At 67.7% G+C, this 19,808-nt stretch carries 14 protein-coding genes; 9 read left to right on the top strand and 5 right to left on the bottom strand.

The features are described 5' to 3' along the window. Positions 1–129: 129 nt before the first annotated feature. The 6 genes from OHA70_RS24835 (at position 130) to OHA70_RS24810 (ending at position 7,657) form a co-directional block, all read left to right on the top strand. The gene (locus OHA70_RS24835) at positions 130–507 is read left to right on the top strand and encodes an EF-Tu/IF-2/RF-3 family GTPase (protein ID WP_328321618.1); all 378 of its coding nucleotides are present in this window, start codon (positions 130–132) and stop codon (positions 505–507) included. A 23-nt stretch (positions 508–530) separates the two neighbouring features. Next, complete coding sequence (locus OHA70_RS24830; RefSeq protein ID WP_328321616.1) at positions 531–1,319, top strand: MBL fold metallo-hydrolase; 789 nt, start codon at positions 531–533, stop codon at positions 1,317–1,319. Between the two features lie 108 nt (positions 1,320–1,427). Further along, a complete protein-coding gene (locus OHA70_RS24825; RefSeq protein ID WP_328321614.1) occupies positions 1,428–2,978 on the top strand; it encodes an NCS1 family nucleobase:cation symporter-1 in 1,551 nt (516 codons plus the stop codon). A 44-nt stretch (positions 2,979–3,022) separates the two neighbouring features. Next, positions 3,023–4,744, top strand: a complete 1,722-nt coding sequence (locus OHA70_RS24820) for an acyltransferase domain-containing protein (protein ID WP_328321612.1) — start codon at positions 3,023–3,025, stop codon at positions 4,742–4,744. Then, complete coding sequence (locus OHA70_RS24815) at positions 4,741–6,375, top strand: fatty acyl-AMP ligase (RefSeq protein WP_328321610.1); 1,635 nt, start codon at positions 4,741–4,743, stop codon at positions 6,373–6,375. Before OHA70_RS24820 ends, OHA70_RS24815 begins: the two co-directional genes overlap by 4 nt. Positions 6,376–6,796: 421 nt before the next feature. Then, positions 6,797–7,657 carry a DUF3097 domain-containing protein gene (locus OHA70_RS24810; RefSeq protein WP_328321608.1) on the top strand — a complete coding sequence of 287 codons (861 nt, stop codon included), beginning with the start codon at positions 6,797–6,799 and terminating at the stop codon, positions 7,655–7,657. Here OHA70_RS24810 and OHA70_RS24805 read toward each other — a convergent pair. Then, on the bottom strand, positions 7,632–10,226 hold the full coding sequence (locus OHA70_RS24805; RefSeq protein ID WP_328321606.1) for a DUF3376 domain-containing protein: 2,595 nt from the start codon (positions 10,224–10,226) through the stop codon (positions 7,632–7,634). The two genes, OHA70_RS24810 and OHA70_RS24805, sit on opposite strands and share 26 nt — an antisense overlap. Positions 10,227–10,363: 137 nt before the next feature. Here OHA70_RS24805 and OHA70_RS24800 point away from each other — a divergent pair, with 137 nt between their 5' ends. Together OHA70_RS24800 and OHA70_RS24795 are read left to right on the top strand one after the other, a co-directional pair. Continuing rightward, a complete protein-coding gene (locus OHA70_RS24800; protein ID WP_328321604.1) occupies positions 10,364–10,942 on the top strand; it encodes a hypothetical protein in 579 nt (192 codons plus the stop codon). Then, positions 10,935–11,768 (top strand): hypothetical protein, encoded by an 834-nt coding sequence (locus tag OHA70_RS24795; RefSeq protein ID WP_328321602.1) that lies wholly within the window; start codon positions 10,935–10,937, stop codon positions 11,766–11,768. Before OHA70_RS24800 ends, OHA70_RS24795 begins: the two co-directional genes overlap by 8 nt. Here OHA70_RS24795 and OHA70_RS24790 read toward each other — a convergent pair. The 3 genes from OHA70_RS24790 to hemW all read right to left on the bottom strand — a co-directional run bounded on the left by OHA70_RS24790 (position 11,765) and on the right by hemW (position 15,645). After that, positions 11,765–12,778 (bottom strand): LacI family DNA-binding transcriptional regulator, encoded by a 1,014-nt coding sequence (locus tag OHA70_RS24790; RefSeq protein ID WP_328321600.1) that lies wholly within the window; start codon positions 12,776–12,778, stop codon positions 11,765–11,767. The two genes, OHA70_RS24795 and OHA70_RS24790, sit on opposite strands and share 4 nt — an antisense overlap. Positions 12,779–12,887: 109 nt before the next feature. After that, entirely contained in the window at positions 12,888–14,216 is a 1,329-nt protein-coding gene (locus tag OHA70_RS24785; protein ID WP_328321598.1) for an extracellular solute-binding protein, read from the bottom strand. A 217-nt stretch (positions 14,217–14,433) separates the two neighbouring features. Further along, on the bottom strand, positions 14,434–15,645 hold the full coding sequence (hemW, locus tag OHA70_RS24780) for a radical SAM family heme chaperone HemW (protein WP_328321595.1): 1,212 nt from the start codon (positions 15,643–15,645) through the stop codon (positions 14,434–14,436). 87 nt (positions 15,646–15,732) lie between these two features. Here hemW and OHA70_RS24775 point away from each other — a divergent pair, with 87 nt between their 5' ends. After that, positions 15,733–17,748, top strand: a complete 2,016-nt coding sequence (locus OHA70_RS24775; RefSeq protein WP_328321593.1) for an MDR family MFS transporter — start codon at positions 15,733–15,735, stop codon at positions 17,746–17,748. Between the two features lie 5 nt (positions 17,749–17,753). On the opposite strand, the gene OHA70_RS24770 is transcribed toward OHA70_RS24775, so the two are convergent. After that, a complete protein-coding gene (locus OHA70_RS24770) occupies positions 17,754–19,808 on the bottom strand; it encodes a GMC oxidoreductase (RefSeq protein ID WP_328321591.1) in 2,055 nt (684 codons plus the stop codon).

The following is a 19,808-nucleotide window of genomic DNA, read 5'->3' as shown; positions in this document are numbered from 1 at the left end:
CCGCCGCCCTTCATAAGGTTCATCGGTGTAGAGATCGGATGAATCGGTTCAGCTCTGCGACCTTAGGCGGCTGATCGGGGGCCTTCAACCCCCATCCCGGCGGCTGGATAGGCACTAGGGTCGACCACCATGGGATGGAAGTTCTGGAAGAGCGAGCCGAACCCGATGGATCCGCAGCAACTGCTGAACCAGGCGCACTCTGCCGCGCGGTTGCAGGACGCGCCGCGGCCGCAGGACGCCGGGAGCTTCGTGCTGCCGGTCGAGGACGTGTTCTCGATCACCGGGCGCGGGACAGTGGTGACCGGCCGGATCACCGCGGGAACGGTGACGGTCGGCGATCAGGTGCTGATCATGCGGGCCGGGCAGCAGGTGGCGATGACCCGTGTCACCGGCGTCGAGGCGTTCCGCAAGATCCTCACGACCGCGAGCGCCGGCGAGAACGTCGGGCTGCTGCTCGACGGCATCGACAAGAGTCAGGTACTGGCAGGCGACGTCATCTCGCGCTGACCCCTCCGGTTAGGGTCGTCGGCATGAGTACGTGGGTGGAGTTGGCCGACCGCACCTGGGTCCGGCGGTACGAGAAGTACGACGTGAACATCGGGCTGGTCGTCGGCAGTGAGGGTGCGCTGGTGATCGACACGCGGGGCACTCCCGCCGAGGGCGAGGAGTTGCTCGGCCACATCCGCGAGGTCACCGACGCGCCGATCCGCTGGGTCGTCAACACGCACGCGCACTTCGACCACGTCTTCGGCAACCCCGCCTTCAAGGACGCCACGAGTTACGCGCAGGAGAACACGGCTGCCGCCGTCGCGGAGACCGTTGCCATCGACAACACCTTCGCCGTGGCCAAGGTGATCGAGCTGGGTGACCGGCGGGTCGAGGTGCTGCACCTGGGGAACGGGCACACGGACGGCGATGTGGTGGTCGTCGTACCGGATGTGGATGTCTTCTTCGCCGGTGACCTGATCGAGGAGTCGGCGCCGCCGTCGTACGGGGAGGACTCGTACCCGCTGGAGTGGGCCGACACCGTCGACCGGCTGATCGGGCTGCTGTCCGCGACGGCCAAGGTCGTACCGGGGCATGGCGCGGTGGTCGATGCCGAGTTCGTCCGCGACCAGAACGGCGACATCGGCACGGTCGCCAACACCATCTCCGGCCTCCACCACAACGGCACCTCGCTCGACGACGCCCTCGCCCACACCGACGACTGGCCCTGGCCGCAGGCACACCTCGAGCAGGCGGTACGCCGCGGCTACGCCGCCCTCGGAGCACCCCGCCGCCCGACTCTGCCGTTGCTGGGCCTCGCCAAAGACGAGTAAGGACGGCCACCGTCGGCGACGACGGTGACGCTGTGTTGTTATGCGTTGACAGGACGTCCGCGATCCCGCACGTTGGTCCGAAACACGACTGCGGACGAGGTGGCGACGATGGCGCATGCGGCCCCGGCTTCTCCTGACCAGATCACTCATCCGGACGGGCGGGTGGAGCTGTCCGACCCGTCCGCAATAGCCGACAGCCGGTACGGGAACGCGGAGCTGGCGCCCACCCGGTTACCCGAGCGCCACTGGACGACGTACAACTACGCCGCACTGTGGATGGGGATGGCGCACAACATCCCCAGCTACCTGCTCGCGGCCGGGCTGGTCGCGCTCGGGATGAACTGGCTGCAGGCGTTCCTGACGATCACGCTCGGGAACCTGATTGTGCTCGTCCCGTTGCTGCTGAACAGTCATGCGGGCACGAAGTACGGGATCCCGTTCCCGGTCTTCGCGCGCGCCTTCTACGGCGTGCGCGGGGCGAACTTCCCGGCGCTGCTGCGGGCGTTCGTCGCGTGCGGCTGGTTCGGCATCCAGACCTGGATCGGCGGCCAGGCGATCTACGTGATCGTCGGCGAGCTGGCCGGATCCGGATGGTCGAATGCAGGCGTCATCGGCGGCCATCCGTGGACGATGTGGCTGAGCTTCTTCTTTTTCTGGGCGCTGCAGATGGTGCTGATCTGGCGCGGTATCGAGGCGCTGCGGCGGTTCGAGAACTGGGCCGCGCCGCTGGTCACGCTGGCCTTCCTGGCGCTGATGATCACCGTGCTGGTCAAGGCCGGCGGCTTCGGCCCGATCCTGTCGCAGCCGTCCAAGCTCGGCTGGGACGCCGACTTCTGGAAGATCTTCGCACCGTCGCTGATGGGCATGATCGCGTTCTGGGCGACGCTGTCGCTGAACATGCCCGACTTCACCCGGTTCGGCAAAGGCCAGCGCCAGCAGGTGATCGGGCAGATCATCGGGCTGCCGACGACGATGTCGTTCATCGCGCTGGTCTCGATCATCACCACCTCCGGCACCGTGATCGTCTACGGCTCGGCGATCTGGGACCCGGTCGAGCTGACCCGCCGGTTCGAGAACCCGGTGGTGGTCACGGTCGGCCTGGTGATGGCGATCCTGGCGACGATGTCGTGCAACGTCGCGGCGAACGTGGTCAGCCCGTCGTACGACTTCGCCAACGCGCTGCCACGCTGGCTGAACTTCCGTACCGCCGGCCTGCTGACCGGCGTGATCGGCATCGTGATCCAGCCCTGGCGGCTGATCTCGGACCCGTCGATCTACATCTTCGTCTGGCTGTCCTTCTACGGCGGCCTGCTCGCGTCGGTGGCCGGCGTGCTGATCGCGGGCTACTGGTTCGTCGACCGCACCAACCTCTTCCTCGCCGACCTGTACCTCGCAGGAGGCCGGTACTGGTACGCCGCCGGCTGGAACTGGCGAGCCGTCGTCGCCACCCTCGTCGGCTCCCTGCTGGCCGTTGGCGGCGCCTACTCCAACCCGGGCGCCGGGCCGTTCCCGGCAGACGGCCTGATCCCGTTCCTCAAGCCGCTCTACGACTACTCGTGGATCGTGGGCCTGGTCGCCGGCTTCCTCGTCTACCTCCTGCTGACGATCCTCTCCCCCATCCGCCACCCCGCCCCGACCCACGCGATCGAAAGCTACTGAGGTCACGGCCATCTCGCGAGCGATGACCTATCTTCGTTCGCGAGATGGCTATCAGCGAGCTCGACCTCAGACGTTTCCTGGTGGACCGGGTCGCCCGGGCCTGCGAGCTGTCGGCGGCGGAGGTCGACCCTGACCGGCTGCTGGAGCAGTACGGCATCGCGTCTCGGGACGCGGTCGCGGCCACTGGTGAGCTCGAGGAAGTTCTCGGGCGGCGCCTGGAGCCGACGTCGGTTTGGCGCTATCCGACCATCAACCAATTGGTCCGCGGTCTGCTCAACTCGGACCAGCCTGATGGCGTTGCTCTTAGCCCGCCGGAGATTTTGTCCGGTGCCGAGATCGCTGTCATCGGGGTGGCGCGGCGGCTGCTTGAGTCGGCCGCGACCGGGCAGACGTTGCGGGAGGTGACCTGGGAGGCGCTCGAACACGCCGGTATCTCGCCGCACGACGTCGATGGCATCCCGCTCCCGGAGGCGATGGCGCGCTTGCGTACCGGTGTTGGGGAGTTGGCGGTCGCAGTCCTGGACGGTCCGGGGTGCCGGGTAGTCGTCCTCAAGCGCCTCGCCGACGCCGAGCGCGATCTCGACCAAGTACTTGCCTTGTGCACCGATCCCGAGGGCGACGCCGACGGCGACTTCTTCGAAGCAGTACTGACTGCTGACCACGGACTCACACCCGACCTCATCCCCTTTCCGGTCGGTGCGACCATCTCCTGCCCCGAAGCGGTCGTACGCCGAGCCCGCCCCGCCGCCCGCACTCCGTCCACCGGCCCGACCCGCTTGCTGCTGTCGGACACCTCACTCGACGGAATCCGCGCCTACGCCGGCCAACTCGCCGACCACCTCCGAACCAACTCCGGCAACAGCACCGCCGACGTAGCCCACACCCTCGCCCGCCGCCTCGGCCGAGGCCCCCTCCGAGCAACCGTCACCGGCCGCCAACGCCCCGACCTAACCGCCGCCCTCACAGCCCTAGCCCAAGGCAACCCCCACCCCGGCAACTTCGCCGGCGAAGCAAGCAGCACCCCACCGCAACCGGTATGGGTCTTCCCCAGCCAGCCGCTGGGACCACTCGGCGCCGGGCTCGGGCTGACGCCGGTTGCCGGGGTTGGGGCGGGGATAGCCGCTCCCTCCCGCCCGCGGGAGTCGGCTGGGTTGCGGGAGTTGGCTGAGAGCGTGCCTGGGTTTGTCGGGGTGATTGCTGAGCTTGATCCGTTGATGGTTTGGGCTGCCGGTGTCTCACTGCGGGAAGCCGTGCGGGAGGACGTGGTGGCGGCTGGGGATGAGTTGCCGGTGGGGTTTGCGGTGCAGGTGGCGTTGGCGTTGGCTTGGCGGGAGTACGGGGTGGTGCCAGCGGCGATTGTGGCTGAGGGGAGCGGGGAGGTTGCGGCGGCGGTGGTTGCGGGTGTGCTGACCGCGACCGAGGGGGCTCGGGTGATTGCGGCGCTGGCTCGGACGCCGGATCAGCTTGGGCCGATGCTTGCCGATCTGGCGCCGGCGGAGGTGCGGGTGCCGTTCTACTCCGCGACGTCCACCGATGCCGCACCGTTCGGTGCGGAGTACTGGATTGCTGGGCGGAAGCCGAGTACTTCAGTTGATGCGCTGCTCGACCGCGCGGCCGATGACGGACACCAGCTGTCGATCGAGTTGACGGCTGACGCGCTCGCCTTCCATACCCAGCTCGCGATGCTCGAAGTACTCGGCCTGCCGATCATCCCGCCACCGGGTCGCGTCACCGACGTACCGGTTGCTCCCTGGCCGGGGTCATGACGACGATCGTCGACCTGGTGGTGCGGTGGGCCGAGGAGAAGGCCGACCAGCCTGCCTACACGTACGTCGACTACCGCGCCGACTCGCGGACGACGCTGACCTGGGGCGAGATCGACGCTCGCGCCCGCGCCGTCGCCGCGGCTATCCGTCAATGCGCAGCGCCGGGCGATCGGGTCGCGATCCTCGCACCGCAAGGACTCGACTATCTCGTGGCGGTGCTCGGATCCTGCTATGCGCGGACGATTGCGGTGCCGCTGTTCCCGCCGGATCTGCCCGGGCATCGCGCGCGGCTGGACGGCGTACTGGCCGACAGCTCACCGGTCTGCGCGCTCACCACCTCGACCGCGCTCGAAGGCTCGCCGTCGATGCCGCGGGCGATGCCGCCGTCGATGCCGCCCTCGATGCCGCCCTCGATCCCGCGGAGCGTCGAAGGACTTCCCGTGATCGCTGTCGATCAGGTCGAGCCAGCCAGCTGGGAGCTGGAGCCGATCGATCCTGATGAGCTTGCGTATCTCCAGTACACGTCCGGTTCGACGGGCTCGCCGTCCGGCGTGATGGTGTCGCACGCCAACCTGGTCGCCAACATCGGCCAGCTGATCGAGGCGTTCGCGTTCGAACCGGGGCGGTCGATGACGGTCAGCTGGCTGCCGTTGTTCCACGACATGGGGTTGATGCTGGCGTTCGGCGTACCGATCCTGCACGGTGACCGGTCGGCGTTCACCGATCCAGTCGCGTTCCTGATGCGCCCGGCGCGCTGGTTCCAACTGGCCGACGAAGCAATGGACGTCTACACCGCCGCACCCAACTTCGCGTACGACCACTGCGTCCAAAGGATCACGGACAAGTCCAAGCTCGACCTGTCCCGCTACAAAGCCTTCCTCAACGGCGCCGAACCGATCCGCCCGGCAACCCTCACCGCCTTCACCGAAGCCTTCCGCGACCACGGCTTCAACCCCACCGCCCACGTACCGGCGTACGGCCTCGCCGAAGCCGTCGTCTTCGTCGCCAGCGCCCCAGTCGACGCCCTCCCCACCATCACCACCTTCGATCACAACGACCTGGTCTCGGTAGGCCCACCCCGCGGCCAGACCGTCGTGATCGCCGACCCGGCGGGCAGCCCGATGCCCCCAGGCCGCATCGGCGAGATCTGCGTCAAAGGCCCCAACGTCACCCGCGGCTACTGGGAAGACCCCACCCGTACCGCGGAAGTCTTCAACACCACCCTCACCGACGGCACCGGCCCCTGGCTCCGTACCGGCGACCTAGGCACCCTCCACAACGGCGAGCTCTACATCACCGGCCGCCTCAAGGACGTCATCATCATCGACGGCCGCAACCACCACCCCCAAGACCTCGAAGCCACCATCCACGCCACCCACCCCACCCTCAAGCCGGGCCGGGTAGCCGCCTTCTCAATCCCCTCGGACAACTCCGAACACCTGATCATCGTCGTCGAGCACACCACCCCCGACGACCCCACCGACACCATCCGCGCCGCCATCAACCACCACCACAACCTCCACGTCCACCAGGTCGTCCTCGCCCCTCGCGGCACCATCCACAAAACCTCCAGCGGCAAACTCGCCCGCCACCCAACCCGCACCTGGTACCTGAGGCAGCACCTCGCCTAGCGGCGCCGGGGGCGGGGTTGCTGATGGTGAGGGACTCTGGATCGCGTCGCCGGGCTGCTTGAGCGTCCTAGTCACGGAGCCGCTGACAAGACCGGCAACAATCGACAGGATCACCACCAACGCCCGGCGGACCCGTGTTGAGGCCCCGGATGGGCACAGCCGATCCCGATGGGTGGGGCACCACCCCGGCTGCGGCCTTGCTTGCCGGCCAGTGGCAGGTTTTCGGGTCGCTGGCGTCAAGCATCACGCCAGCGGCACCAAAACCCGCCAGCCGAGCCGGCAACACCAGGCTGAACCGGTTTGGGGAGGGATTTCCCCGGTGCCGGGGAGCCAATTGTGCCGATTCGGGGGTAGGACCCTCCCCAAGTCCCTTGTCCCGAAGGGAATTCACCCCTGGGTGTCGGATCGTGGTGTGTGGTTGATGGGGAAGGGGGTGTTGAGCGCCTACGGTTGGGGGGTGGCTGATCGGTATGGGCGGGATGTGCTGGCAGGGGATTGGCGGAAGCCCAAGAACGGGCGGACCGTCGATCTGGTGATCGAGAAGGGGCTGGTGGTCGAGGAACCCAGTTCCGGGTACGTCGGGGCGGTGGTGCGGTGGGAGCACGGCGTGGTCGATCTCGAGGATCGGCACGGCAAGATCAAGACGTACCCGCTCGGGCCGGGGTTCTGGGTGGACGGCAAGCCGGTCAACCTGGTGGCGCCGAAGAAGGCCGCGCCGGCCAAGAAGACGCACACGGCGTCCGGGTCGGTGGCGGTGTCGAACGTGCGGGCCAAGGTCGCGCGCGCCAGCCGGATCTACGTCGAGGGTCGGCACGACGCCGAGCTGGTCGAGCGGGTCTGGGGTGACGACCTGCGGATCGAGAGCGTCGTCGTCGAGTACATGGAAGGCATCGACGATCTGCCGGCCATCGTCAGCCGCTTCCGGCCCGGGCCCGGGCGGCGGCTCGGCGTGCTGGTCGACCACCTGGTCGAAGGCTCGAAGGAGTCGAAGATCGCCGCCGAGATCAACAACCGGGACGTCCTGGTCGTCGGGCACCCGTACATCGACATCTGGGAAGCGATCAAGCCGTCCTCGGTCGGCATCGCCGCCTGGCCGAAAATCCCGCGCGGTCAGGAGTGGAAGAAAGGCGTGCTGGAGACCTTCGGCTGGCCGGCCACCGACCAGGCCGACGTCGCCGCCGCCTGGAAGCACATCCTGTCCAAGGTCCGCAGCTACGCCGACCTGGAGCCGGAACTGCTCGGCCGGGTCGAGGAGCTCATCGATTTCGTGACGCAGGACTGATCGCCGGCACCCGTTCCTCGATCCACCCCCGGATCTTTCGTCGCAGCCGGCGAATCAAGAGCGACCCCACGAAGAGCGCCACTCCAACAGTCAGCAAGACCCCAGCCAGTACGCCCGCCACCACCCGGATCGCCGCCAGATCGACCACACCAGCCGCGACCAGCAACAGCACCGCGGCACCGACCAAGGCCACCGGCAACCACCGCTGGAAGATCAGCGGCCGTCGCGCCGGCGTCAGCTCCGGGTGCTTCACCAGCCGGTGCCACAAACTGAACCGGGCCGGCTCCGTGAACCACCGGGCGACCTGCAGCAACCACGTATCCGGCTTGTACTTCCGTCCCGCCATCGACTTGATCCAGTGCCCGACCGCCGGCCCGAGCCCGCCCGACACCTCGACCATCCGGTCGGCCAGTCCCCTGGTCGTCTCGATGCCCTCCCGAGTGGTGTTGAGCTCGTTCCGCATCGTCGTGAGCGCGGCCAGCCCAGTGTCGACCGGGAAGTCGTTGGCCAGCCGCTGGACCCGCTCGGCGACATCGTCCAGCTCCCACTCCTCGGCCTCCAGTACCAGCCGCTGGGTCTCGCGGATCCAGTCCGGCTCAGCACCGAGCATCGCCCCGAGATGCGCCACACAGTGCAGCCGGCCCATCAGCCAATCCCAGCGCCGCCAGTCGGCCGCCCCGAAGGCGCCGAAATGGCCGACCTGAGACCCGTACAGGATCCGTTCCTTGAGGTCGTTGGCGATCGACCCGGCCGGCAACGAGTCGAGCAGCATGAGCGGGATGTCCGGTCCGAGCCGCAGGAACTGGAACGGCGCGCTGCGCTGCTGTGGCGTCCGAGCCGACGTGCAGCGCGAGACGATCTCGACCTCGAGCGCCGTCTCGACGACCTCGTCACCGACGACAGCGATCAGCTCCGCGAACTCGTCCCCCAGCGCCCGCTGCACCTGCAACGACTCGAAGATGTCGTTCAGCGCGACCGCGACCGCCTCGGCTCCCCCGGCCGGCTGCAGATCCAGATCCGCCTCGGCAAGCTCGTCGGACAACGCGTCACGAACAGCCTGTACTTTCTGCAGGCTGTCGCTCGTCGCCTTCAACCGGCGCTCGAGGTCCGCGCGTTGCTCGCGCGGAGCGTTGTCGATCTTGGTCCGCAACGACCGCAACACCAGCCGGACGACCCGCTCGGCCGCGCCGGTTCCCCAAGCCCAGCAGGGGTTCCCAGCGAAATCCTTCACCAGCGGCGCGATCGACCCATCGGGCTCGGGTACCCACGGATGATCGGTGTCGAGGATGTCGTCGATCTGCTCCTCCGACAACGCGGTCGCCGCGTCCAGCACGGTCGACTGGTCGTGTGTCGCGATCGTCACGGCCTCCCAGACGCCACCCGCTGCCCGCCCTCGTGCGTACGCAGGCTGCAGCAATCCGGCCGCCTGCCGCAGCCGGTCCCGCTCGATCTGTTGCTCGATGCAACGATCGAAGAGCCGCTGCGAGTCCGACCAGGACGCGTCGGCCTCGAGCAGCAACCGTTCGAGCTGCTCCACGTCGGACCGGAAATCCACCTCCCGCGGGAACTTCACGGCTGACATCGCCGAGACCCGCCAGTTGGGTTCGTTCGCATCGGCGAGCCGGGTCTCGGCCGCAGTACCGATGCCGGCCGACGGTACGACGTACAGGACGTAGCGGCTGGCTCGTCCGGTGACCGGCCGGCGCGCAACCACGTCGAGCACCGGCCCGAAGGGCGCGTTGTCGAGCACCCCGCCGTCGACCAGCCAGGTCCCCGACTTCGCCTGCGTCGGCTGGACGCGTGGTGGCGCGGCGGCCATCTTCGGCGTCTCCAGTACCGGTCCGAAGGCCGCCGGGAACGACGCCGACGCACGGGCGGCCCGGGCGAGCAGATCCGTGTCCCCCAACCCGTTCTTCGCATTCACCGAGAATTTGCGCTTGGCCCCGTCATAGACAGCTGCCTTCTCGCTGGTGAAGCAGAACAGGTACCGATGATCCGGTACGACGAACTCCTGCCCCGCCGCGTCCTTCGCCTCGAACTGCTGGACCCCCAGCCCGGACGCCGTGACGAACAAGGTGACCGGCTCGGCCGCCGTCGTCTTGCCGGCCTTGGCGACCCCATCGAGCAGACTCTTCAGCTCCTTGAGGAAGTACTTGCCGTCCAGCACCGACGTCGACGCGACCCCGAAGGCAGGCACCAGCTTGCCCACCTCGAGCGACCCGAGCCCGACCCACCGCTGCCGCAGCCACGGCCCTCGCTCGTCATCAGCACCGGGCGGATCGAGCGTCGACCCGTGCGAGACAGCCGTTGCGAGCAACGATCCGTTCAGCCCGCCGGCGCTCGTACCGGCGATGACATCGACCACGACCTTTCGATGCTCACCGCCACGACGGCAGAGCTCGCGCCACCGAGTCGAGAGCTCCTTGTCGTACGACTGTGCCTTCGGTGCCCCGGCCGCACCGGACGCCCGCCGGATCAGGTCCAGCTCGTGCGTGACTCCACCCATCCAGACCGCCAGGCTGACGCCACCGTTGAGCACCAACGCGATCCGGATCTCATGATCGGACATGGATCCCCCCTTGTCTGTTGGTAGATCTACCACGATCGCGACGACCTTCGACAGAGCGAGAAACCACGAACTGTTGTCGCGCAGTGCCCTTGAGCGCATGCTGATGGCAAGGGCCGACTATGGGGGTGGTCGTTGTCATGACCCTTGCACGTTCGCTGATGGCGTTCTGCCTGCTCCTGCTGCTGATCGGCTGTGGCGGCAGCAGCTCTGGCGACGACCCGATCACCATCGAGACCACGGACAGCCCGGCCGCGAGCCAGCCCAGCGAGCCACCAGTGGAGCCCACCGATCCGGAGACGACCCAGCCCACGCAGCAGAAGCCGTCGATCCAGATCGCGTCGGCGCCGATCGGCGGCAACGTCGAGAGCACCCAGACCGGCTACCAATGCGCCGAGGTCAACTGGCTCGGCCGCAACCCGATCCCGGCCGGTACGACGATCCAGGTCGGCTCGCCGCATCTCGAACCAGGCGGCGTCTTCGAACTGGACCAGACCGGCTGCGGCGACAAGACACCACCGTGCGGCAGCGACCTTGTCTGGCAGTCGAACACCTTCAAGCCCTGCTTCGTCGGGGTACGGCAGATCGCCACCGGCAAGGCCGCCCAGCTGATCGTCTCGGCCAGCGCCGAATGCGCGACCGAGGCGGACTGCGCGTCGCTGCAGGGCCAGGTACCGGGCAGTCAGATCTCCTTCTCCCCAGGCCCGCCGAGTGGCTGACGAACAGTCCCAGCTCGAGCGCTGGGTGACCTTCGCGACCCGCATCGTCGCGCCGGTGACGCTGATCAGCGGATTGCTCTTCTACTTCGGCTATGTGTCCGCTCGCGCGCAGTACGAGTACTTCGGGATCGACGTCGACACGATCGGCCTGCGCACCCAGGACTACGTGATGCGCAGCCCGCAGCCCCTGCTCGTCCCGTTGCTCGGCCTCACCTTGCTCGCCGTCGCCGGACTCCTGCTGCACAACGCGATCCAGCCGTCCGCCACAACGGTCCGGCGCGCCAAGGTCGTCACCATCGCGCTCCTGCTCCTCGGCGTCGTCGGGCTTCTCGGCTATCCCCTCCTCGGCCATCTCCCGTACTACGCCCTGGTGGTCCCCGCCGTGATCGGCCTGGCCGCGGCAACACTCGCCTACCTCTCGTACTTCGATCGCAAGGCGGCCGGCCTCACCCCGCAGTACGTGCTCCTGGTGCTCTTGGGCGTCGTCACCACGATCTGCGCCTTCTGGGCGACGGCGACGACAGCGCAGTACTCCGGCCGCGGACTGGCGAAGTCGGACGCACAGAACCTGAAGCAGTTCCCGGTCGTCATCCTCGACACCAAGGAACGGCTGCAGCTGCGCTCACCCGGGATCGAGGAGACGTCGATCCGGACCGGAACCGAGCAGAGCTTCAACTACCGGTACCGCGGGCTGCGGCTGCTCGTGGTCGGGCAGAACCGGCTGTTCCTGGTGCCGCAGCAGTGGAACGCGGCGAACACGACCCTCATCGTACCGCTCGACGGCTCGGTCCGGGTGCAATTCCAGTTCCAGAATGATCCGCCTTAAGCGGAACCGCGCACAATCAGCTCGGTGTCGTAGATCTCCGGGCTGGTCAGGTCAGCACCCGCGAGCTTCGCCAGCAGCATCTCGGCCAGCCGGGCGCCGAGCTTCTCGACCGGCTGGCGCACGGTGGTCAGCATCGGCGTGGTCGTCGTCGCCACGACGGAGTCGTCGAATCCGACCACCGCGACATCCTCGGGCACCCGCTTGCCGAGATGGGAGAGCACGCGCAGGGTCGCCGTGGCCATCAGGTCGTTGGCGACGAAGATCCCGTCGAGGTCAGGATGCTGGTCGAGCAGCCGCAACGTCGCCTGCTCACCACCGTCGGCGGTGAAGTCGCCATAGGCAACCGCCTGCTCGATCCCGGCCTCTTTCATCGCTTCCTGGTACCCGGTGAGGCGGTCGAGGCCGGCCGTCATGTCGAGCGGGCCGGCCACCGTACCGAGCTTGCGGCGTCCCTTGGACAGCAGATACTCGACCGCGGTCCGGGCTCCGGCGACGTTGTCCACGTCGACGCTCGCCACCGGTACTTCGACGCCGAGCGGCCGGGCGCTGAACACGATCGGCAGCGGCAGCTGGGCGAGTTCCTGCAGCACGTTGTCGCGACCGTGGTGGCTGACGATGATCGCGCCGTCCACGTGCCCGCCGCGCAGGTACCGCAGCAGGCGTTGGTCGTCACCCTCGGCGGGCTCGATCAGCAGCACGAGCTGCGACGAGGTCGGTGCCAGCGTCATGCTGATCCCGCGCAGGATGCCGGCGAAGAACGGGTCCGAGAAGACCCGGCTGTCCGGCTCGGGGACCACCAGCGCGACCGAGTCCGTCCGGCGCGTCACCAGCGCGCGGGCCGCCCGGTTCGGCACGTAGCCGAGCTCGCCGATCGCGCGCTCCACCGCCGCCACCGTCTCCGGCAGTACCTTCGGCGATCCGTTCACCACCCGGGACACGGTCGCGCGCGAGACTCCTGCCAGCGCAGCCACCTGCTCCAGCGTCGGAGACCCACTGCCCAGACCCTGCATCGACTACGGACCTCCCCCGGCTGATTCTGACCTTGCCACCGTAGTACCAATCGGGGCCTGGCCGCCGGAAACACCGCCGTAACGGCCGGGGCAGGTCTGCGGATCCGGCCTACCCGCCCTTGCGGGTGTTGGCCGCCTTGTCCGCCTCGCGCAGCGCCTGCTTCCAGGCGTCGTCGGGTTTCTGCTTGCCCTCGTCGACCCGGGTCAGCGCGTCGGAGAAGACCTTGTTGATCTCACCGTCGCGCGGTCCCTTGTGCTGTTTGAGGATCACGTTCTTGGCCCGGTTGATGAAGATCTTGCCGACCGGCGCGTTGTTGAAGTACGCGTTCACCTGGCTCTTCACCTGCGGCGCGTCGTACGCGTCGAGGGTGGAGGGGAACGAGCCGATCTTCTTGAACACCTTGATCTGCTGCTCCGGCGCGGTCAGCCAGGCGGCCAGCTTGGCCGCCTCGGCCGGGTTGGTCGACTGCTTCGGAATGGTCAGGTACGACCCACCCCAGTTGCCACCGCCGCCGGGGAACACGTCGGCGACGTCCCACTTGCCCTTGCCGAAGGTGGCGGCGTTCTCCTGGATCACACCGAGCAGCCAGCCCGGGCAGGCCATCGTGGCGAACGCGTCACTGCGGAAGGACTTCGTCCACGGATCGGTCCAGGCCGGCAGCTTGGCCGACAGACCGTCCTCGTAGCCCTGGACGATCTGGTCCCAGGTCTTCTTCAGCAGCGGGTTCTCGTCACCGAGGTACCGGTCGTTGTTCGAGTAGTAGGCCTCGATCAGCTGGTTGCGCATCGCCTCCCAGGTCAGCACCGAGGTGCTGTACCAGGCCGAGCCCGGCACCTTGGCCTTGAACTTGCGGCCGGTGGCGAAGTACGACGTCCAGTCCGGGAACAGCTTGGCGACGGCCGCCCGGTCGGTCGGCAGACCGGCCTTGGCGAACAGGTCCTTGCGGTAGCAGATCGCCTCCGGGCCGATGTCGGTGCCGTAGCCGATGATCTTGCCGTCGGTGGTGGTCGCGCCCGCGGTCTTCCAGTCCAGCCATCGGTTGGCCAGATCGTTCGCACCGAAGTCACGCAGGTCGACGAACTTGTCGGCCTTGGCCAGGTAGTTGTAGATCCAGCTGACCTCCATCGCCTCGATGTCGGCCAGCCCGGAACCGGCGGCCAGGTTCGTGTCGAGGTTCTTGATGTGCTCGTCGACCGTCTTGGCCTTGCGCGGCGTGATCTTGATGTTCGGGTGCTCGGCCTCGTACTCGCGGTACAGGTCGTCGTAACCGAACTCGTTGAACGTCGCGATGGTCAGTTCGATCTTCGGGCCGTCGTCGCCGGATCCGGAATCCGAGGAGGACTGCTGGTCGCTGCTGCCGCCGCAGGCGGACGCGAGCAGGGCGAGGCTGCAGGCGAGGGCCACTACGGCGCTGCGTTGGCGGGCACTGGGCCGCATGGGAAATGCTCCCTGTTACAGAGGACGGGTTGAGAGCGCTTTCGTTGAGGGAAAGTGGATTGAGTTTCGAGCGTTTCAACTGAATGTGTCAAGGACCACATGGTCACGCTGAGATACCGGAACCACTTCGTCAGTACATAGCCGCGTAAATCGTCACGGTGCGAACCACGCCGGTGACGGATCGCTGTTTTCCTGCCTTTTTCCTGGCAGTTCCGGATTACGGCAACAAGTCACGAACGACGGCGTCGGCCAGCAGCCGACCACGGCGCGTGAGCATCAGCCGGCCGGTTCGCTCGATCAGCAGGTCGTTGCCCACCGCATCCTTCACGGCTTGTCGGCCGGCCTCGTCCAGGACGTCCAGCGGCAGTCCGTCGGCCAGCCGGATCTCGAGCAGGACCCGCTCGACCCGGCGCGTCTCGGCATCCAGGGTCTCTCTCGCGTACGCCGGGCTGTCGCCTGCCGCGAGCCTCTCGGCGTACGCGGTGGGGTGCTTGACGTTCCACCAACGGACTCCGCCGACGTGGCTGTGGGCGCCGGGGCCGATCCCCCACCAGGTGTCGCCACGCCAGTAGAGCTCATTGTGGCGGCAGCGGGCTTCCGGAGTACGGGCCCAGTTCGAGACCTCGTACCAGCCGAGACCGGCGCTGGTGAGCAGGTCGTCGGCGAGCACGTACTTGTCGGCGAGATCGTCGTCATCGGGCATCGGCAGCTCGCCGCGGCGTACCCGGCGGGCGAGCTGGGTGCCGTCCTCCACGATCAGCGCGTAGGCGCTCACGTGGTCCGGCTCGGCCGACAAGGCGGACTCGAGGGATCGGCGCCAGTCGTCGAGCGATTCGCCTGGCGTGCCGTAGATCAGGTCGAGGTTGACGTGCTCGAATCCGGCCGCGGTCGCTTCCTTGGCTGCCTCGAGCGCTCGCCCGGGCGTGTGTTTGCGATCGAGGATCTGAAGCACGTGCGGGGTCGCACTCTGCATGCCGAACGAGACGCGGTTGAAGCCCGCCTCGCGGATCGCGGCCAGGTACGCCGGATCGACGGACTCGGGATTCGCCTCGGTCGTCACCTCGGCGCCGGGAGCCAGCCCGAACTCGTCCCGTACGGCGGCCAGCATCCGGCCCAGATCCTCGGCCGGCAGCAGGGTCGGCGTACCGCCGCCGAAGAAGACCGTGTCGACCGGCCGATCGAGGTCGCCGAGCACCTTGCGGGCCAGTCGGACCTCCGCCACGGCGGTTTCGGCGTACGACGCCTGCGAACCACCGCCGCCGAGCTCCTTGGCGGTGTACGTGTTGAAGTCGCAGTAGCCGCAGCGCGCGGCGCAGAACGGGACGTGCAGGTAGAACCCGAAAGGCCTGGTGGCGGCCTCATGGATGGCCGGCTCCGGCAGCGACCCGTCCCGGGGCGCAACCTCCCCCTCGGGCAGTGTCGATGGCACCTGACCATCGTACGGGCCGGAAATTCTGAGACCCGATCGCGGTGATTCCGTGGTAGCGCTCCGTCGCCGAGTCGCTACATTCAGCTCATGGACACCGAGGCTCAGCCCGTCGGAAAAGCCACCCAGAACGCCGTGGTGGTCGCGATCATGCTCGGAATGCTGCTCGCGGCCCTCGACCAGACGATCGTGGCGACCGCGTTGCCGACCATCGTCAGCGATCTCGGCGGCGCCAACCACCTGTCCTGGGTGGTGACGGCTTATCTGCTGGCCGAGACCATCATGACGGCGCTGGTCGGCAAGTTCGGCGACCTGTACGGGCGCAAACGGATGTTCCTGATCAGCGTCGTGCTGTTCCTGGCCGGCTCTGCGCTGTGCGGGATGGCGAACGACATGCTCTGGCTGGTCGGGTCGCGGGCGGTCCAGGGACTCGGTGCCGGTGGGCTGATGGTGACCGCTACGGCGGTGATCGCGGACGTCGTGCCGTTGAGCGAGCGCGGGAAGTACCAGGGGTTCATCGGCTCGGTCTTCGGCGTCTCCACCGTGGCCGGGCCGCTGCTCGGCGGGCTGTTCGTCGACCAGCTGAGCTGGCGGTGGGCGTTCTACGTGAACCTGCCGCTGGGTGTCATCGTGCTGATCGTCGCGGCCATCACGCTGCCGTCGGTGAAGGCCGCGGTGAAACCGGCGATCGACTATGCCGGCATCCTGCTGATCGGGCTGGCGGCGACCGGGCTGACGCTGGTGACGACCTGGGGCGGGAACGAGTACGAGTGGCTCTCGCCGACGATCATCGCGATGACGATCGGGTCGCTGATCGCGCTCAGGCTGTTCATCATGGTCGAGCTGCGGGCCGCCGAGCCGTTGCTGCCGATGCGGTTGTTCAAGTCCAGGGTGTTCTCGGTCTGCGCGTTGCTGAGCTTCATCATCGGGTTCGCGATGCTGGGCGGAGTCACGTTCCTGCCGACGTACCTGCAGTACGTGCACGGTGCCTCGGCCACGGAGTCCGGGCTGCAGATGCTGCCGCTGGTGGTCGGGCTGCTGGTCGCATCCATCGCGGTCGGCACGATCATCAGCAAGACAGGGCGGTACCGGCTGTTCCCGATCGTTGGGACGGTGCTGATCGCTGGTGGGCTTTACCTGTTGTCGCTGCTGACCAACCACACGTCGTACGTGACCACAGCGGGCTTCATGGTCGTACTGGGCCTCGGTGTCGGCCTGTGCATGCCGGTGCCGACCGTCGTCGTCCAGAGCACGGTCGACTATGCGGATCTCGGGGTGGCCACGTCTGGCGTGAGCTTCTTGCGGACGATGGGGAGCTCGTTTGGGGTTGCGGTCTTCGGGTCGTTTTATGCATCGACACTTCCCGACAAGCTGGCCGGGGCGATTCCTCCTGGGGTCGATCCGCGGTTGGCGGCTTCGGTCGAGGGGGTGCGTTCGCTGCCTGAGGCGGCTCGTGAACCGATCACGGCGGCTTATGCGGATGCGCTGCATGTGGTGTTCTTGGCCGCAGTACCGGTTGCTGTTGTTGGGTTTGTGGTTGCCCTGCTGCTGAAGGAGGTCCCGCTCCGCGACACCGCACGGGTCGCGGCCGGCGGCAACTCCGGGGTCGGCGACAGCTTCGCGGCACCGGCGTCGTTCGACTCGGAACACGAGCTGCAGAAGCTGTTCGCGCTCGTGGTCCAGAACCACAAGCGCAACCCCGGCCCCGAAGTACTGGCCGAGTCCGGCATCCCGCTCTCGATCGCCCAAGCCTGGATGATCATGCGCGTCTTCCGCGGTGGCGCCGAGAGCGGCTCAGCCACCCTGCAAGAAATCACCGGCGACCTGAAGGTCCCGCCAGGCGTCTTCGAACCCCTGGCGACGCAACTAGTTGCCGACGGCTACCTGTCCGAAACCCTGGGCCACTACCGCTTCACCCAAACCGGCCTGGAACTCTTCCAACGCTTCGTCGGCGCCTACCGCACCTGGATCCTGGCCCGCCTGGAAGACTGGGACCCCGACAACGCCCCCGCCTTCTCCACCGCGGTAGACCGAATCGCCGAACAAATGATCGACCGAGGCCAATCCCTAACCACCGGCAAACACACAGCCCTCACCAACGCGTAGTTCGCTCACCTCCGCGTCAGGTGGGTGGTGATGCGGAGGGCGTTGGCGAGGATGGTTAGGACTGGGTTTACGCCGCCGTTGGTTACGTGGAGGGAGGCGTCGGTCAGGTAGACGTTGTTGTGGGTCCAGAGGTTGCCGTTGGGGGTGGTGACCGAGTTGGTGGGGTCGGTGCCCATTCGGCAGGTGCCTGCTTGGTGTTGGCCGACGCTGGCTCGGCTGGTGGTGGTGAGGGCGGAGATGGCGGTACGGGTGGCGCCGGCTTCTTGGAGCCAGGTTCGGGCTTTGGCGCTCATGAAGGCTTGGGTGCGGAGGTCTTCGGGGTGGATGGAACCGCTGATCCGGGCGACAGGAAGGCCGAAGCGGTCGGTCACCGAGGGGTCGAGCTGGACTCGGGAGTCGGGTGAGGTGACTTCTTGGATGGGGCCTACGACTCGCATCATCCGGCGGGACTCGTGGCGCATCGCTTGTTTGGCTTCGGCGCCTGCTCGCGGGATCAGGCCGGCGGAGGTCAGGTAGTCGTACGTCGCTGCCGGGGTGGGGACGAACTCGTTGGCGAGCATGCCGCCGCCGATGATGCCCTCGTTGCCGTGGCGGAAGTCGCAGGTCGCGATCGAGACTCCGGGGCCGATCAGGTCGGTCACCTCTTCGTCGAACAGGCCGGTAGCGCCCGCATAGACGTGGGCTTGGAGGTACCGGCCGACCTGGTCGTGATTGTTGCCGATTCCCTGTGGTTCAAGGGGATGCGCGCTGTTGAGTAGCAACCGCGGCGTCTCGGTGGCACCCGCTGCGACGACGACTTCGGCGCAGTCGACGGTACGCCGCCAGACGCGGCCGTTGTCGAAGGCAACAAGCTCGACGCCGACGACCCGGCCGCGATCGTCGGTCACCAGGCGCGAGGCGGTCGTCTCGGTGACGAGCGTGCATAACCCGGTCGCCAACGCGGCCGGCAGCGCAGTGTTGTGAGTACCCGACTTGGCCTCCACCGGGCAGGCGAATCCGACGCATTGCCCGCAGCGCGCGCATCCCGGCCGCCCCTGATAGTCGACCGAGTTGATCAGCAGCGGTACGTCGAGAGTCCCCCACCCCAGCCGATCCGCCGCAGCCGCCAGCAATCGCGCCGGCACGGTGCGCGGCAGGGGCGGCATCGGCAACGGAATCGAGCGCGGACCATGCCACGGGTCGACCCCGCCGCCACTCACCCCGAATCGCTGCTCGGCCAGGCTGTAGTACGGCTCGAGTTCGGCGTACGTGATCGGCCAATCGGCCAACCCACTTCCCTCCGGTACGCCGTACGCGCTAGCCATCGTGAAGTCGAGCAGCGCAAACCGCCAAGCCTGCGCGCCATAGACCCGAGTACCACCGCCGACCGTGAACGCATTGTTCCCCCACCCACCATCGGGCGGCAACACCACACTCGCCACTCCGTCGACGACGGACACCCGCGGCCGCCCCGCCGCATCAGGATCCGTCGGCGCCGGAAGCCCAACCACCGACCGGGGATTGCGAAGGTGATCGCTTGCCAACGCGGCCGTCGACGGATAGCCACCCGTCTCCACCACCAGCACCGACCGCCCCGACTCCGCCAGCACCTGCGCCGCCGTACCGCCACCAGCTCCCGATCCGATGACCACACAGTCATACCGATCAGCAACCGCAGCCCGAGGCGTCACCGCAAGCTCCGTCTCCGTCGCCGACCAAGCACCACCGGCATCAGGTCGCCACCCAACCATCGGCCAGCTCGCCGCCGAGGAGTAATACCCCTGCGCAAACAGCCGCACAAGCCACGCAACATCGGGATCGTCGAGCACACGCTCCAGCCCACCACCAGCCGCGGCGCCCGGGGCTTGAGGCTGAGCAACTGGGCCAAGGGCAGACCGCGCTGCGGCGACCGCATTCAGGGCGCGGTCGACGCGCGACCGCCAGTCGGGCCGGTCTTCAGCGAGCACTCGCTCGATAAAGGCGACAGCACCCACGTCAGCGGCCGAGGGGTAGTCATCTCGCGGGACCGCCAGGTCTGCCAGCTGCGTGAGGAGCGAACGCTGGTAGTCAGTGAGCTGCAT

Origin of the sequence: Kribbella sp. NBC_00382 (assembly GCF_036067295.1) — a bacterium.
Taxonomy (GTDB): Bacteria; Actinomycetota; Actinomycetes; order Propionibacteriales; family Kribbellaceae; genus Kribbella.
This window is presented reverse-complemented; position numbering and strand designations above follow the sequence as displayed.